The sequence below is a fragment of the Paenarthrobacter sp. UW852 genome (assembly GCF_024608385.1).
GTDB lineage: Bacteria > Actinomycetota > Actinomycetes > Actinomycetales > Micrococcaceae > Arthrobacter.
Genome location: NZ_JAMSGY010000012.1, coordinates 1 through 16,270, shown reverse-complemented (window position 1 = coordinate 16,270; position 16,270 = coordinate 1). Strand labels below are relative to the sequence as shown.

The 16,270-nt window shown below is 64.7% G+C and carries 12 protein-coding genes and 1 pseudogene; 12 read left to right on the top strand and 1 reads right to left on the bottom strand.

Annotated elements, in window-relative coordinates; genetic code table 11:
* Nucleotides 1-10 precede the first annotated feature (10 nt).
* The 9 genes from argC (at nt 11) to NEK97_RS17770 (ending at nt 9,564) form a co-directional block, all read left to right on the top strand.
* A complete protein-coding gene (gene argC, locus NEK97_RS17810; RefSeq protein WP_257371077.1) occupies nt 11-1,045 on the top strand; it encodes an N-acetyl-gamma-glutamyl-phosphate reductase in 1,035 nt (344 codons plus the stop codon).
* Nucleotides 1,042-2,208, top strand: a complete 1,167-nt coding sequence (gene argJ, locus NEK97_RS17805) for a bifunctional glutamate N-acetyltransferase/amino-acid acetyltransferase ArgJ (protein WP_257371076.1) — start codon at nt 1,042-1,044, stop codon at nt 2,206-2,208. The genes argC and argJ overlap by 4 nt, the downstream gene beginning before the upstream one ends.
* 10 nt (nt 2,209-2,218) lie before the next feature.
* Nucleotides 2,219-3,163: an acetylglutamate kinase gene (gene argB / locus NEK97_RS17800; RefSeq protein ID WP_257371075.1), complete on the top strand. Its 945-nt coding sequence runs from the start codon at nt 2,219-2,221 to the stop codon at nt 3,161-3,163.
* Nucleotides 3,160-4,500: an acetylornithine transaminase gene (locus NEK97_RS17795; protein ID WP_257371074.1), complete on the top strand. Its 1,341-nt coding sequence runs from the start codon at nt 3,160-3,162 to the stop codon at nt 4,498-4,500. The genes argB and NEK97_RS17795 overlap by 4 nt, the downstream gene beginning before the upstream one ends.
* On the top strand, nt 4,497-5,501 hold the full coding sequence (gene argF, locus NEK97_RS17790; RefSeq protein WP_257371073.1) for an ornithine carbamoyltransferase: 1,005 nt from the start codon (nt 4,497-4,499) through the stop codon (nt 5,499-5,501). The genes NEK97_RS17795 and argF overlap by 4 nt, the downstream gene beginning before the upstream one ends.
* A complete protein-coding gene (locus NEK97_RS17785) occupies nt 5,501-6,037 on the top strand; it encodes an arginine repressor (protein WP_235521873.1) in 537 nt (178 codons plus the stop codon). Before argF ends, NEK97_RS17785 begins: the two co-directional genes overlap by 1 nt.
* Before the next feature lie 85 nt (nt 6,038-6,122).
* Nucleotides 6,123-7,328, top strand: coding sequence for an argininosuccinate synthase (locus NEK97_RS17780; RefSeq protein ID WP_211711897.1), 1,206 nt, complete (start codon nt 6,123-6,125; stop codon nt 7,326-7,328).
* Nucleotides 7,328-8,743 carry an argininosuccinate lyase gene (gene argH / locus NEK97_RS17775; RefSeq protein ID WP_257371069.1) on the top strand — a complete coding sequence of 472 codons (1,416 nt, stop codon included), beginning with the start codon at nt 7,328-7,330 and terminating at the stop codon, nt 8,741-8,743. The genes NEK97_RS17780 and argH overlap by 1 nt, the downstream gene beginning before the upstream one ends.
* Nucleotides 8,744-8,826: 83 nt before the next feature.
* Complete coding sequence (locus NEK97_RS17770) at nt 8,827-9,564, top strand: maleylpyruvate isomerase family mycothiol-dependent enzyme (protein ID WP_257371068.1); 738 nt, start codon at nt 8,827-8,829, stop codon at nt 9,562-9,564.
* Between the two features lie 78 nt (nt 9,565-9,642).
* Here NEK97_RS17770 and NEK97_RS17765 read toward each other — a convergent pair.
* Nucleotides 9,643-11,208, bottom strand: a pseudogene (locus NEK97_RS17765) (DNA-3-methyladenine glycosylase 2 family protein).
* A gap of 82 nt (nt 11,209-11,290) precedes the next feature.
* Here NEK97_RS17765 and NEK97_RS17760 point away from each other — a divergent pair.
* The 3 genes from NEK97_RS17760 to tyrS all read left to right on the top strand — a co-directional run bounded on the left by NEK97_RS17760 (nt 11,291) and on the right by tyrS (nt 15,626).
* Nucleotides 11,291-11,959, top strand: a complete 669-nt coding sequence (locus NEK97_RS17760; RefSeq protein ID WP_257371067.1) for a DNA-3-methyladenine glycosylase — start codon at nt 11,291-11,293, stop codon at nt 11,957-11,959.
* A gap of 90 nt (nt 11,960-12,049) precedes the next feature.
* The gene (locus tag NEK97_RS17755; protein WP_257371066.1) at nt 12,050-14,278 is read left to right on the top strand and encodes an ATP-binding domain-containing protein; all 2,229 of its coding nucleotides are present in this window, start codon (nt 12,050-12,052) and stop codon (nt 14,276-14,278) included.
* A gap of 37 nt (nt 14,279-14,315) precedes the next feature.
* The gene (gene tyrS, locus NEK97_RS17750; RefSeq protein ID WP_257371065.1) at nt 14,316-15,626 is read left to right on the top strand and encodes a tyrosine--tRNA ligase; all 1,311 of its coding nucleotides are present in this window, start codon (nt 14,316-14,318) and stop codon (nt 15,624-15,626) included.
* Nucleotides 15,627-16,270: the final 644 nt, after the last annotated feature.

Genomic DNA, 16,270 nt, shown 5'->3' with positions numbered 1-16,270 from the left:
TAGTGGAGTCATGACTATTTCTGTTGCCGTCTCCGGTGCCAGCGGCTACGCCGGGGGAGAAGTGCTGCGCTTGCTCGCGGGCCATCCGAACGTCACCATCGGTGCGATCACGGCGCACAGCAACGCCGGTTCCAGACTAGGGGAGTTGCAGCCGCATCTCCATGGTTTGGCCAGCCGGATCCTTGAAGACACCACGGTGGAAAACCTGTCCGGCCACGATGTGGTGTTCCTGGCCCTTCCCCATGGCGCTTCCGCAGAGATCGCAGCCCAGTTGCCCGAAGGCACCGTAGTGATCGACGCCGGCGCGGACCACCGCCTCCAGGACGCCGCGGCGTGGGAAAAGTTCTACGGCTCGGACCACGCGGGCACCTGGCCTTACGGCCTGCCGGAACTGCCGGGGCAGCGTGAGGCGCTCAAGGGCGCCACCCGCATCGCAGTCCCGGGCTGCTACCCGACGTCGGCCCTGCTCGCCTTGACGCCCGGGTTTGCCAAAAATCTCCTCCTGACGGACGACGTCGTCATTGTCGCCGCCTCAGGCACCTCGGGCGCCGGCAAGGCAGCCAAAGTCAACCTCATTGGCAGTGAAGTCATGGGTTCCATGAGCCCGTATGGCGTGGGCGGCGGTCATCGCCACACGCCGGAAATCGAACAGGGCCTGTCCAATGCTGCCGCGGGCGAGCCGGTCACGGTGTCCTTCACGCCCACCCTCGCCCCGATGAGCAGGGGCATCCTCACGACGGCGACAGCAAAGGCCGGGCACGGCGTGACGTACGCCGAACTCCGGCAGGCATGGGCAGATGCCTACGACGACGAGCCGTTCGTCCACCTGCTGCCAGAGGGCCAGTGGCCCACCACCAAATCGGTGCAGGGTTCCAACCATGCCGTCATGCAACTGGCGTTTGACCAGCACACAGGCCGCGTGATCGTGACCTGCGCTATCGACAATCTCACCAAGGGGACCGCCGGCGGCGCCGTGCAGTCCATGAACATTGCCCTCGGCCTGGATGAAACCGCCGGCCTGAACCTGCAGGGAGTAGCACCGTGACCATTACCGCCCCCAAGGGATTCCGCGCCGCTGGCGTCACAGCCGGCATCAAGGCATCAGGCAACCCGGACCTCGCCCTGGTCGTCAACGACGGACCGTCGAAGGCAGCCGCTGCTGTGTTCACCTCCAACCGCGTAGCGGCCGCTCCCGTGCACTGGTCCCGCCAGGTGGTCAGCGACGGCCGTGTGGACGCCGTCGTTCTGAACTCCGGGGGTGCCAACGCCTGCACCGGACCGCAGGGTTTCCAGAACACCCACGCAACCGCGGAGAAAGTGGCTGACGTGCTGGGAGTCTCAGCTTCCGACGTCGTGGTTTGCTCTACTGGCCTGATCGGCGAGCAACTGCCCATGGACAAAATCCTCCCGGGCGTCGAAGCGGCCGCCAAGGAGCTCAGCGAGGACGGCGGTCCCGCTGCGGCCACGGCCATCATGACCACGGACAGCGTTTCCAAGGAAGCGGTTTTCACGGGAACCGATGCTGAAGGCAAGCAGTTCACCGTGGGTGGCATTGCCAAGGGTGCCGGCATGTTGGCACCAGGCTTGGCCACCATGCTGGTGGTCCTGACTACGGACGCCGAGGTGCCTGCTGACGAGCTCGACGTCGTCCTCCGCGACGCAACGCGCGTCACCTTTGACCGTGCCGACTCGGACGGCTGTATGTCCACGAACGACACTGTGGTGCTGCTGGCATCCGGGGCCTCCGAAGCCCTGCCTTCCACCGAGCAGTTGAGCGAAGCCGTGACTCGGGTCTGCGCCGAACTGGCCCGCAAGCTCATCGGCGACGCCGAGGGCGCCAGCCACGACATCGCCATCCGCACCTTCAACGCTGCCAGCGAACGGGACGCCGAAACCGTCAGCCGGTCCGTTGCCCGGTCCAACCTTTTCAAGGCCGCCATCTTTGGCAAGGACCCCAACTGGGGCCGTGTCCTCTCCGCTGTGGGAACAACGGACGCCGTGTTCGAAGCCGATCAACTCAACGTCGCCATGAACGGCGTCCAGATCTGCCGCAACGGCAGCATCGGCGAGGACCGCAACCTGGTGGACCTTGAGCCGCGCGAAGTGCTGGTCGAAATCGACCTGCAGGCCGGCGACGCCGAGGCGACAATCTGGACCAATGACCTCACGCACGATTACGTGCATGAGAACAGCGCCTACTCAAGCTGAGCGGAAAACGATGACTGCGCACACTCGGGAGACCACGTCAATGAGCGACGCCCAGGACAAGGCCGGGACACTGATCGAGGCGTTGCCGTGGATCCAACGCTTCGCCGGGACCACCATGGTGATCAAGTATGGCGGAAACGCCATGGTCAATGACGAGCTGCGCCGTGCCTTCGCTGAGGACATCGTGTTCCTCCACCACGTGGGCATCCACCCCGTGGTGGTTCACGGCGGCGGCCCCCAAATCAACTCCATGCTCAGCCGGCTCGGCATTGAATCCGAGTTCAAGGGAGGCCTCCGGGTCACCACGCCCGAGGCCATGGACGTAGTCCGCATGGTCCTCACCGGCCAGGTAGGCCGCGAACTCGTCGGCCTCATCAACTCCCACGGACCGTACGCCGTGGGCATGTCCGGCGAGGACGGCGGCCTTTTGCGCGCCGTGCGCACCGGCACTGTTGTTGACGGTGAGGAAGTGGACCTCGGCCTGGTGGGCGAGGTTGTCGGCGTTGATCCCGCAGGTATCAAGGACATCCTCGACGCCGGTCGCATCCCCGTGATTTCGACCGTCGCTCCCGAAATCCTGGACACGGGAGACGGTACCGGCTCCACCACCGGCCAGGTGCTCAACGTCAACGCGGACACCGCCGCCGCAGCCGTTGCTTCCGCACTGGGCGCTACCAAGCTCGTCATCCTGACCGACGTCGAGGGCCTCTACGCCAACTGGCCGGACAAGTCCTCGCTGATCTCCTCGCTGACCGCCACCGAGCTCCGTGACATGCTGCCTCGCCTGGAGTCCGGAATGATCCCTAAAATGGCCGCCTGCCTCAAAGCAATCGACGAAGGCGTGCAACGCGCCCACATCGTGGACGGCCGCCTGGCCCACTCGATGTTGCTGGAAACCTTCACGACAGCGGGTATCGGCACCCAGGTTGTCCCCGACGAGGAAGTGAACGCATGAGTACCGAACTGAGCCATTCCGCCGAAAGCCGCAGCAGCGATGGGGGGCCGGGTGTGGTCGGGCACCGCGAAGCGGGCGGGGCCCCCATCGCTGCGGAGGCTGCCGCAACCACCCTCGTTACCCAGAGCTCGGGAGCTGACTGGCTTGCCCGTTACTCGTCCTCGCTCATGGGCGTCTTCGGCACCCCGCAGCGTGTCCTGGTGCGCGGCTCCGGTTGCTTGGTATGGGACGCTGACGGCAAGGAATACCTTGACCTCCTCGGCGGCATCGCCGTCAACGCGCTGGGCCACGCCCACCCGTTCGTCACGTCGGTCATTTCAAGCCAGCTCGCCACTCTTGGCCATGTGTCCAACTTTTTTACAAGCCCAACGCAGATCGCGCTCGCCGAGAAGCTCCTGGCGATCTCCAACGCTCCCGCGGGTTCCAAGGTGTTCTTCGCGAACTCCGGCACGGAGGCCAACGAGGCCGCGTTCAAGCTCGCCCGCCGGAACAACTCCGACGGCAAGCGCACCAAGATCATCGCACTCGAAGGTGCTTTCCACGGACGCACCATGGGCGCTTTGGCGCTCACGGCCAAGGAAGCGTACCGCGCCCCGTTCGAACCACTGCCCGGTGGCGTGGTCCACATTCCGTTCGATGACATCGAGGCGTTGCGTGCCGCCGTCGACGATTCCACCGCAGCCGTTTTCCTGGAACCCATCCAGGGCGAAGCGGGCGTCCGGCCCCTCAGCGCCGACTACCTGCAGGCGGCCCGTGAGGCCACCGCGGCCGCAGGGGCGTTGCTCATCCTGGATGAGGTCCAGACCGGCATCGGCCGCACCGGCAAGTGGCTGGCCAGCGAGGATGCGGGCATCGTGCCCGACGCCGTCACGCTCGCCAAGGGCCTCGGTGGCGGCTTCCCGGTGGGTGCCTTAATCACTTTCGGAAGTACGACGTCGGCCCTGCTCACCGCCGGACAGCACGGCACCACTTTCGGTGGGAACCCGGTGGCCACGGCCGCCGCGCTTGCCACGCTGCACGCGATCGAAAGCCAGGGTGTCCTGGAAAACGTCCAGGCTGTGGGGGAGTACCTGCGTCAGGGCTTGGCGGCGGTGGAAGCGGTCACCGATGTCCGCGGCGAGGGCCTGCTGATCGGCTTCGATGTGAACGCCGACATCGCACCCGCTATGGTGACGGCAGCTTTGGATGCCGGCTTCATCATCAACAGTCCGGGACCGCGGACCATCCGCCTCGCACCTCCGCTGATCCTGACCACCGGGCAGGCCGACCGATTCCTGTCAGCTTTGCCCGCCTTGATCGCCACGGCTACCGCCCAAACCGCTAAGGACGCACAGTGAGCACGTTAACCACCCGCCACTTCCTCAAGGACACGGACCTGAGCCCTGCCGAGCAGGCCGAGGTCCTGGACCTCGCCGTCAGGATGAAGGCAGCGCCGTACAGCGTGCAGCCCTTCGCCGCTGAGGGCAACGGCCGCAAGACCGTGGCCGTGATCTTTGACAAGACCTCCACCCGCACGCGCGTCTCCTTCGCCACGGGAATTGCGGACATGGGCGGCAACGCCCTGATCATCAACCCGGGTGAAGCGCAGATTGGCCACAAGGAATCCGTGGAAGACACCGCGAAGGTCCTGGAGCGCATGGTCTCAACCATCGTGTGGCGCACCGGCGCCCATTCCGGCCTGGTGGCAATGGCGGAGAACTCCAGCGTGCCCGTCATCAACGCACTCTGCGACGACTACCACCCGTGCCAGCTCCTGGCCGACCTCCTGGCCGTCAAGGAGCACAAGGGCGAACTGGCCGGACTGAGCATGGCCTACCTGGGGGACGCGGCCAACAACATGGCCAACTCCTACCTGCTGGCCGGCGTGACCGCCGGTATGCACGTCCGCATCTCCGGCCCCGAAGGCTACCTGCCGGCTCCGGAAATCGTCGCAGCAGCCGAGGAGCGCGCCGCGGAGACCGGTGGTTCCGTTCTGATCACCAGTGACGCCGCCAAAGCACTCAACGGCGCCGACGTTGTGGCGACGGACACGTGGGTTTCCATGGGCCAGGAAGCCGAAAAGGAAGCCCGGTTGCAGCTGTTCCGCGACTACTCCGTGGATGAAGCTGCCATGGCGCAAGCCGCTCCGGACGCCGTCGTTCTTCACTGCCTTCCTGCTTACCGCGGCTACGAGATTTCAGCCGGCGTCATCGATGGCCCGCAGTCGATCGTGTGGGACGAGGCCGAGAACCGCCTGCACGCCCAGAAGGCGCTCATGGCGTGGCTGATGCACCGCTCGGGGCTTGCCTTCGTCGAGGGTCTTTCGCCGGTTGAAGGCACCGGGGAGAGCACGTTCTAGTGTCCACCAATCCGTCCGTGCCGGGCGCAAGCCCGGCCACCAAGACTGCCCGCCAGGCGCGAATCACCGCGATCCTGACGGGTGAGTCCGTGCGTTCCCAGGCAGAGCTTGCAGCTCTGTTGGCGGACGACGGCGTCCAGGTCACCCAGGCCACTCTGTCCCGCGACCTTGTGGAACTAGGTGCCGTGCGGGTGCGTGGAAAGGATGGCGCATTGGTCTACGCCGTGCCGGGCGAAGGCGGCGACCGCAATGCCAAGAGCGGGGTCACCCAGGAAATCCTGGACGCACGGCTCTCCAGGCTCTGCGGGGAACTGCTGGTGACGGCGGAAGCGTCCGGCAACATCGTCGTCCTGCGCACGCCTCCGGGCGCGGCGAACTTCCTGGCACTCGCCGTCGACCACTCCGTGATGCCGTCCGTATTGGGTACGATCGCAGGCGATGACACTTTGCTGCTGGTCGCACGGGACCCCGACGGCGGGGCAGAACTGGCAGCCAGGTTCCTGCGGATGGCCGAAGAAGCCGGCCCGGGCAACTAACTGCTTTACACAGTATTGATTCAGCAGCATCTAATTCACACAGCATTGATTCGAATGAACCAAGCAACAACAAAGGAGCACTCTCGTGACTGAGCGCATTGTTCTGGCCTACTCCGGTGGCCTTGATACGTCCGTAGCCATTGGCTGGATCGGGGAAGCCACCGGCGCCGAGGTCATCGCTGTGGCCGTCGACGTTGGACAGGGCGGCGAGTCCCTGGAGACCATCCGCCAGCGCGCCCTCGGTTGCGGCGCCGTCGAGGCTTACGTCGCTGATGCCCGTGACGAGTTCGCCAACGAGTACGCCATGCCCACGCTGAAGGCGAACGCCCTCTACCAGGGTCACTACCCGCTGGTTTCGGCGATCTCGCGTCCGGTCATCGTCAAGCACCTCGTGAAGGCTGCCCGCGAGTTCGGCGCCACCACCGTTGCCCACGGCTGCACCGGCAAGGGCAACGACCAGGTCCGCTTCGAAGTGGGCATCCAGACCCTCGGCCCGGACCTGAAGTGCATCGCACCCGTCCGCGACCTCGCGCTGACCCGCGACAAGGCCATTGCCTTCGCCGAGGAAAAGGGCCTGCCGATCGAGACCACCAAGAAGAACCCGTACTCAATCGACCAGAACGTCTGGGGACGCGCCGTCGAGACCGGTTACCTCGAGGACATCTGGAACGCACCCACCAAGGACATCTACGACTACACCGCAACCCCTGAATTCCCGCCGGCACCGGATGAGGTCACCATTTCCTTCCAGGCCGGCGTGCCGGTAGCGATCGACGGCGTGAAGGTCACCCCGCTGCAGGCAATCCAGGAACTGAACCGCCGTGCAGGCGCCCAGGGCGTCGGCCGGATCGACGTGGTTGAGGACCGCCTGGTGGGCATCAAGTCCCGCGAGATCTATGAAGCACCGGGTGCCATGGCGCTGATCACCGCGCACAAGCACCTTGAAGACATCACCATCGAGCGCGAGCAGGCCCGCTTCAAGGCCACCGTTGGCCAGCGCTGGGCCGAGTTGGTCTACGACGGACAGTGGTTCTCCCCGCTGAAGCGCTCCCTGGATGCGTTCATCGAGGACACCCAGAAGTACGTTTCCGGCGACATCCGCATGGTCCTGCACGGTGGCCAGGCCATCGTCAACGGTCGCCGCTCCGAGACGTCGCTGTACGACTTCGACCTCGCCACCTACGACACCGGCGACACCTTCGACCAGTCCATGGCACGCGGCTTCATCGAGCTGTGGGGCATGTCCTCCAAGGTTGCCTCCGGCCGTGACCTGCGGGTTGCGGGCGAGTAATGACGTCGGCAACAAACGAAGGCGCACTGTGGGGTGGCCGGTTCGCCGGCGGCCCCGCAGATGCGCTGGCCGCACTGAGCAAGTCCACGCACTTTGACTGGCGGCTGGCCCGCTACGATATCGCCGGTTCCAAGGCCCACGCCCGCGTGCTCGCCAAGGCCGGACTGCTGGATGACGCTGAGCTTGAAGGCATGCTCGCCGCCCTCACCCAGCTGGACGAGGACGTCGCCAGTGGCGCCTACCTTCCCGCTGAGAGCGACGAGGACGTGCACGGTTCACTGGAGCGTGGGCTGATCGAGCGTGCCGGCACCCAGTTGGGCGGCAAGCTTCGCGCCGGCCGTTCGCGGAACGACCAGGTGGCTACCCTTGGCCGCATGTTCCTTCGGGATCATGCGCGCATTATTGCCCAGGGAGTTCTGGCCACGGTTGACGCACTCGTTGAGCAGGCGAAGGCCCACCACGGTGTCGCCATGCCTGGCCGCACACACCTGCAGCACGCCCAGCCGGTCCTTCTGAGCCATCACTTGCTGGCCCACGCCTGGGCTTTGCTGCGCGATGTGCAGCGCCTCCAGGACTGGGACAAGCGGGCCGGTGTTTCGCCGTACGGTTCGGGTGCGTTGGCGGGTTCTTCGCTGGGCCTGGACCCTGAGGCTGTTGCCGCGGACCTGGGGTTCTTCTCGGCCGTGCACAACTCGATCGACGGCACCGCTTCCCGCGACGTCTTCGCCGAGTTCGCCTGGGTCTGCTCCATGATCGGCGTGGACCTGTCCCGGATCTCCGAGGAAGTCATCTTCTGGGCCACCAAGGAGTTCTCCTTCGTCACGCTGCACGACTCGTACTCCACCGGGTCATCGATCATGCCGCAGAAGAAGAACCCTGACGTTGCCGAGCTCGCACGTGGCAAGGCCGGCCGCCTCATCGGCAACCTGACCGGGTTGCTGGCGACGCTCAAGGGCTTGCCTCTTGCATACAACCGTGACCTTCAGGAGGACAAGGAGCCTGTGTTCGACGCTGCCGACACCCTGGAGCTGCTGCTCCCGGCCATGTCCGGCATGATCGCGACCCTGAAGTTCAACACTGAGCGGATGGAATCCTTGGCTCCCCAGGGCTTTGCGCTGGCCACGGACATCGCAGAATGGCTGGTCCGCCAGGGCGTGCCCTTCCGTGAAGCCCACGAGCTCTCCGGTGCTGCCGTCAAGCGGGCCGAAAGCCGTGGCGTGGAGCTGTGGGACCTGACGGACGAGGAATACGCGGCGATCTCGGAGCACCTTACTCCCGAGGTTCGCAGCGTGCTCAGCACCGAAGGCTCGCTCAACAGCCGCAACTCCCAGGGCGGCACGGCACCAGCCGCCGTCGAACGCCAATTGGCGGCCCTGGAAGCGGAACTGGTGGCAGCCCGTTCTTACGCAGGCTAGTACAGCTGGACCCTGAACACCCCTGTGGGATGGCACATCATGTGCCGTCCCACAGGTGTTTAAGCGTGCGTTAGCATGGCGCTATGACTCAGATCACCCCTGGGGCGTTGCCCGCAGAGCTTCACAAAGCCGCCGGCACCGTCACCCGCCTCCTCGCCAAACTGGACGACGCCTCCGTCGCTGGCCCATCCCAACTCCCCGGTTGGACCCGCGGCCACGTGCTGGCGCACATCACCGGAATCGCCAACGCGATGGCCCGCCAACTCGACTACGCACGGCGCGGCGAGAAGATCGAACTGTACGACGGCGGCATGGATGGCCGTAACAAGGCAATCGAACTTGCGGCGGGACACAGCCTGGCCCAGCACACGGAGTCAGTCACCAAGGCCGTGGAGTCCGCGGTTGCGTCGTTCGATGCCTTGGAACCCGACGATTGGCAAGCTCCCATCACCTACCGTGACGGGACAGTGTTCGACGGCGGCCAGGCACTGTGGCGCGAACTGACCATCCATGCGTCGGACCTGGGCGTGGGCTTCGGACCAGAGACGTGGAGCCAGCCGTTCTGCGAACACCTCATCGGGTTCCTGGCGGCCCGTGTTCCGGGAGAGTACAAACTGGTACTCCAACCCACGGGCCTTCCCCAAATCAGCATCGGCGGTGGCAGTACCTCCATCGCCATCACCGGAATGCTGACGGACATCGCCGCGTGGCTCGCCGGCCGCGAACCCAGCCTCGGAAGCCTGCGCGCCACCGCAGCCGCTGACGGTGTAGAGCTGCCCGAGCTCCTGCCCTGGCCCGCGGCCCAGCCAGCCACCCGCTAACCGCTGACGCTCTCTCACTTCCCGGACGTTTGGGCCGGGCGCTCTCTCACTTCCCGGACGTTTGGGCCGGGCGCTCTCTCACATCCCGGACGTTTGGGCCGGACGCTCTCTCACGTCCCGGACGTTTGGGCCGGACGCTCTCTCACTTCCCGGAGGCTGAAACAGGGCGCTTGGCTGCGGCCCGCCACAGATGCATGGTCGCGTAGGAGCGCCACGGGCTGACTTCGCTGAAATCGGTGCTGAGCCCCGAGCGAGTCGGCAGGACTTTCAATCCGTTCCGCACCGCGGCGTCGTTGGCAAGGAAGACATCCGGGGCGCCCAGCACACGCATGGCAACATACCCAACCGTCCATGGCCCCACGCCGGGGAGCGGGAGCAATTTGCGTTCAAGGCTTTCAAAGTCGTCGCCGTACCCAAAATCGAGTTTCCCGTAGCCATGGCTTCACTGGCGGCCATGATCGAGTCGATCCGGCGCTGGGGCCCGCGAAGCAGTACCCGACCCTTGTCGGCGAGTTCCGCCGTCGTCGGAAACAGCCTCTCCAGTCCCGGACCGGCCCCTTCGATGGTTGAGCCGGCCGCGGAGAGCTGGGTCAGCGCGGTGCGGGCGGCGGCCACAGTGATCTGTTGACCGATCATTGCCCTCACCAGGAGTTCCTCCGGGTCGACAGCTCCAGGCATCCGGATACCGGGGATCGTTGTGACGCTGGCCGCGAGTCGGGGGTCCGCTGCGAGGGCATCATCGATCGCCCGCGGATCAGCGTCCAGGTCGAACAGCCTCCGGACACGGCTCAGCAGGGTGGGGAGGTCATGGAGGTCTACGGCGCTGACGTTGAGCTGCAACAGCTTGGCGGGGGAGGACGGCTTGTAGGAAACCGAGAACGACGCGGTACTTCGGGGGAGGCGCAGGGTACGTCCATAGGTCCTGGTTCCGTCCTCGGAGGTGCTGGCATATTCGATGCCTGGAATGGCACGAACGGCCAGAAAGTCGAAAATCCCGGGATCGAACGGTTCCCTGTAGGGCAGGTTCAGCGTCAGTGCCGCGGGAGCTCCGCCCGGCGACGTCCCAGCACGCCAGCGGTGCACGGACTTTGCGCCGGTGGCGCGCAACGCCGTCGGGGTCATCGCGAATACTTCGCCGATCGTGTCGTTGAATTGCCGCACGCTGTTGAACCCGGACGCAAAGGCCACATCCGCGAGCCGCATGTCAGTGGAGACCAGCAGCGTCCTGGCTGTCTGCGCCCTGCTTGCGCGGGCCAGTGAGAGTGGACCGGCGCCCAGTTCCTGGCTGAGGATGCGGTTGAGCTGCCGTGCCGAGTAGCCCAGACGGTGGGCAAGGCCGTCCACGCCCTCGCGCGTGATGACGCCGTCGTTGATCAGCCGCATTGCCCGGCCGGCGATGTCTGAGCGAATGTTCCACGCCGGCGTTCCAGGGACTGCCTCAGGGAGGCAGCGTTTGCACGCGCGGTAGCCGGCCTCGTGCGCTGCCGCCGAGGTCTCATAGAACGTGACGTTTTCGGCCTTCGGCGTCCGGGCGGGGCACGACGGTCGGCAATAGATGCCGGTGGAGCTGACAGCAGTAAAGAATTGACCGTCGAACCGGATGTCGCGGGCGTCAATTGCCCTGTAGCGCTGCCAGAAGTCCATGGCTCCATCCTGCCAGCGGAACTGGGCGACTGCTAGCGGAAATCGGACATGGCCGTTCGGGCGACTTTGCTAGGGTCTGGGCATGAGCCAGTCCGTGGAGAACTACCTTCTCGAGCCAGCCGAGGTCCGCGAATTCCTCGCGGGAGATCCGCGTGCCATCGCTCCGCTGATCCTCGGCGCCGTCCTGACGCACCACTCCGAAGCCGGTCCTGTTTCGGTCAGACTTACGGAGGTGGAGGCGTACATGGGCCCACGGGATTCGGAACACCCGGATCCCGGATCGCACACCTTTGGCGGCCCCACGCCACGGAACGCACCCATGTTCGGCCCCGCCGGGTTCCTGTACGTCTACTTCACCTACGGCATGCATTACTGTGCCAACATCGTCTGCGGTCCCGACGGCGCTGCTTCCGCGCTGCTCCTGCGGGCAGGCGAAATTGTGGAAGGAGAAGGGCTGGCAGCCCTCCGGAGGCCGGCGTCCAAGGCTCACAAAGACTTGGCCAGCGGACCTGCCAGGCTCGCGTCGGCGTTGGGACTTACGACGGCGGACACTGGACGTGACGCGCTCGCGGAACCGTTCAGCCTCTGGTTGCCCAGCACCCCGGCGGCCGCGGTGGCGAGCGGGCCGCGGGTGGGGGTTGCCGGGCCGGGAGGAAGCACTGACTATCCGTGGCGTTTCTGGATCGAGGATGATCCCACGGTCTCGCGTTACAAGGCAGCAAAGGCTCGTAACCGCACGCCTGCTACCTGACGTCATCCGCCAGGTGACTTCAACCCCACACGTTTACCGAAATCGCTGTAGAATGGCAGGTCTGTCTTTTGCGATAGGGGTTACGGTTCGATGCACGACGCTGATTTGGTCCACGAGCAGGAATATGTGGCTGGGCTGTACGCCCGGCTCGATGAGCTGCGCGCAGAAAAGCGCGAGCAGCTGGCGCAAGTGCGCAAGACCGGCGCAGTGGGAACCATGCAGAACGTTTCCGAACGTGACGCCTTCGCGGCACTGTACGAAGACCGCCTGGCCCAGCTCGACGCCGTCGACGACCGCCTGGTGTTCGGCCGGCTGGATCTGGACTCCGGAGAAGCCCAGTACATCGGTCGCATCGGCCTGTCCACCGCCGACCTTCAACGGCTCATGGTCGACTGGCGTGCTCCCGAGGCAGGCCACTTCTACCAGGCGACCGCCTTCGATCGCCAAGGTGTGCGCCGTCGTCGGCACCTGATCCTGCAGGGCCGGGACGTCAAGGCGATCGAAGACGACGTCCTGGACGCCGGCCTGCTGGCCGACGACGAGTCCCTCCAAGGTGAGGGTGCCCTCCTGGCGGCGCTGAATTCCAAGCGCACGGGCCGCATGTCCGACATCGTAGGTACCATCCAGTCGGAGCAGGACAGGATCATCCGTTCCTCCATTTCTGGAGCGCTTGTGGTTCAGGGCGGACCGGGTACCGGTAAGACTGCCGTCGCCCTGCACCGTGCTGCCTACCTGCTGTATACGCATCGGGATCGCCTCAAGAGCGCCGGTGTCCTCCTGGTCGGGCCGTCGTCGTCGTTCATGCACTACATCGAACGCGTGCTGCCCTCGCTGGGTGAAACCGGCGTGGTCATGGCCAGCCTGGGTCGCCTGATGCCGGGCATCAACGCCGTTCCCGAGGAAGACGCGGACGTTGCTGCCCTCAAGGGCAAGCTGGACATGGCCAAAGTTGTTGCCAACGCTGTTGCCAACCGGCAGCGGACCCCCGCCGAAGACCGCATCCTGGAAGTTGATTCGCGGAAACTCACCCTGACGGTCCGCCAGGTACGGCGCGCCCGGGAAAAGGCGCGGGCAACGGGCAAGCCGCACAACGAAGCCAGGCTCACATTCGTCAAGATCCTCCTTCGCGAGCTCACCGAGCAGTTGACTGACCTCGTTGAAGAATCGAACATCGGCAACAATGCTGACCGCGCTTACCTCGCCGAAGACGTCCGCTCCGCACGCGACGTCCGTATCGCCTTGAATCTTTGCTGGATGCCGATGACCCCGGAGAAACTCATCTCCGAACTGTTCAGCAAGCCCGCCATCCTTGAGGCCTGCACGCCGAACCTTACGCCGGAGCAGCGCGCACTCCTGCAGCGGCCCGTTGACGCCCCGTGGACCGAAGCGGATGTTCCTTTGCTGGACGAAGCGGCCGAGTTGTTGGGTGAATTGGACCCAGCCGCCGGCAGGGGATTGGCCCAGCAGGAAGCAGATCGTGCCCGCGACCTTGCCAACGCCAAGCAGACCCTTGCCAACATGGAAGCCATGGGCGTGGACGTCCTGGTGACCGCAGAGGAGCTTGCCGAGCAAAACCAGGAGCGCGAGGGCCGCCTCACGGCAGCCGAGCGTGCCACCAGCGACCGTTCATGGGCCTTCGGCCACATTGTGGTTGACGAAGCCCAGGAGCTTTCACCTATGCAGTGGCGGCTCCTGGTGCGGCGCTGCCCGCTCAAGTCATTCACCATCGTGGGCGACATCGCCCAGACGAGCGCAGCGGCCGGTGCCAATTCGTGGCAAAGTGCCCTGGCGCCGTCGTTCGGTGACCGCTGGAGGCTTGAAGAACTCACGGTCAACTACCGCACTCCGTCGCAAATCGCCGAGGCTGCCGTCCGGATGGCTAATCGGGCGGGTCTTGTGGTCTCGGCCCCCAAAGCCGTTCGCGAAGGCAAATGGTCGCCCATTGTCGATCACGTCGAGGCCGACGGAATCGTCCCGCGCCTGGTTGAGGTCCTGCCGGAGGAAGTGGAAGCGCTCGACGGCGGTCTGCTGGCAGTCATAGCCGACGGGCCCCTGCTTCCCCAGGCCACCGCTGCACTGCGGAAGGTCTATGGAACGCGTATCGGCACGGGTGCCGGAAGCTACGAGCAGGACATCGTCGTGATCAGCCCCAAGGAAGCAAAGGGCCTGGAATTCGACGGTGTTGTAGTCCTGGAACCGGCTGCCATGCTGAACCATGAACACGGCAAGGTGGGGGACCTCTACGTGGCCATGACCCGTGCCACGCAGCGCCTGCGCCTCATCGCCGCTGCTCCGGTACCAGCCGGCATCGAGCGCTAGGAAATTCACGGGCTGCAATCCTGCTAACTTAGATCTCGTGTCACACGTAAACAACCTCGAGTCCCAGCACAACGATCCCGCCTTTGCCAACGTCTGGCAGGAGCTCAAATGGCGCGGCCTTGTCCACGTTTCCACTGATGAAACGGAACTGGAAAAGCTGCTCGCCGGGGACCCGATCACGTATTACTGTGGCTTCGACCCCACCGCACCGTCACTGCACCTTGGCAACCTCGTGCAGTTGCTGGTGATGCGTCGCCTTCAGTTGGCCGGACACAAGCCGCTCGGCCTGGTGGGCGGATCCACCGGCCTGATCGGTGACCCACGCCCGACGGCGGAACGCACCTTGAACACCAAGGACACCGTTGCAGAGTGGGTCGGCTACCTTCAGGGCCAGGTCCGCCGTTTCCTGAGCTTCGAGGGCGAAAACCAGGCCCGGATGGTCAATAACCTTGATTGGACCGCCCCACTGAGCGCCATCGATTTCCTGCGTGAAATTGGAAAGCACTTCCGTGTGGGCACCATGCTCCGCAAGGACGCTGTCGCCTCACGGCTGAACTCGGACGAGGGCATCAGCTACACCGAATTCAGCTACCAGATCCTGCAGGGCATGGACTACCTCCAGCTGTTCCGCGACTACGGCTGTGCCCTGCAGACCGGCGGCTCGGACCAGTGGGGCAATCTCACCAGCGGCACGGAACTCATCCGCAAGGTGGAGGGCAAGAGCGTGCATGCCCTGGGCACGCCGCTCATCACCAATTCGGACGGCACCAAGTTCGGCAAGAGCGAGGGCAATGCCATCTGGCTCGATCCCGAAATGTGCAGCCCGTACACGTTCTACCAGTTCTGGTTGAACACTGCGGATGCCGACGTCGTGGACCGGCTCAAGGTGTTCACGTTCCTTTCGCGTGCAGAGATTGAGGCGCTGGGGGAGTCTGTGGCGGAACGTCCCTTTGCCCGGGAAGGCCAGAAGAAACTCGCCTACGAAGTCACCTCGCTGGTGCACGGTGTAGACGCGACCGAGAAAGTGATTGCCGCTTCGGCTGCACTTTTTGGCAACGGCGACCTCACGGTTCTGGACGAACGCACCCTGGAAGCCGCCACTGCGGAGCTTCCCTCGGCAACCATCGGCGCTGACGGTTTGGGGATCATCGACCTCTTGGTTGCCTCGGGTCTCTCGGACAGCAAGTCCGCAGCCCGTCGGACCGTGGGCGAAGGCGGTGCCTACGTGAACAACGCCAAGGTTTCGGATCCCGACGCCGTCATCGGCCAGGACCAACTGCTTCATGGCCGGTACTTGCTGCTGCGGCGTGGGAAAAAGAACCTGGCCACGATTGAGGTTTCGGCCTAAATCCAGTCAGCAATCCAGCTCGAAAAGGGCCGGCAACCGTTGTGGTTGCCGGCCTTTTTGTGTTTAAGCCCCGTGGCTTTCTGACGCTCTCTCATGTTCCGCCTGTTTCAGACCGACGCTCTTTCATGTTCCGCCGGTTTGGGGCGGACGCTCTTTCATGTTCGGCCTGTTTGGTGTTGACGCTCTTTCATGTTCGGCTGGTTGGGGGTGTTCGCCGGCGGTGGGTTGGGTTGGGTGTTTGGCGTTGGGTGGTGGGGTGGGTGGGTGTTGTGACGGGGTTCACGCCTGCGGTTTTGTGGTTGTTTTTGGTGGTTGGGGGGGTGGTTTGGGGGGTTTTGGCCTGTGTTTGTAAGGGTTTGTTGTGGTGGTGGGGGTGATTTGTGTGGGGGCGTGTGGGCGTGTAATGTCTTCTGAGTCGCCGCGAGTGAGACAGCCTGGTGCTGGACGCCGCGGAGGCCGAACCCCCTTGATAACAGCCTGAAAAATGGTTCGCTTTTTAGCGTTCCTGTGTAGGGTGGGGCCGGTTGATTGGTTCGGGAATCACGGAAACGTTGATTTGCGAAGTGCTGGTTGATCGGGTAAGTTTGAAAAGTTGCTCCGGAGCGATCCAGTCAAGGCTGGTGGTACTGCTTTGGAATAGTGAC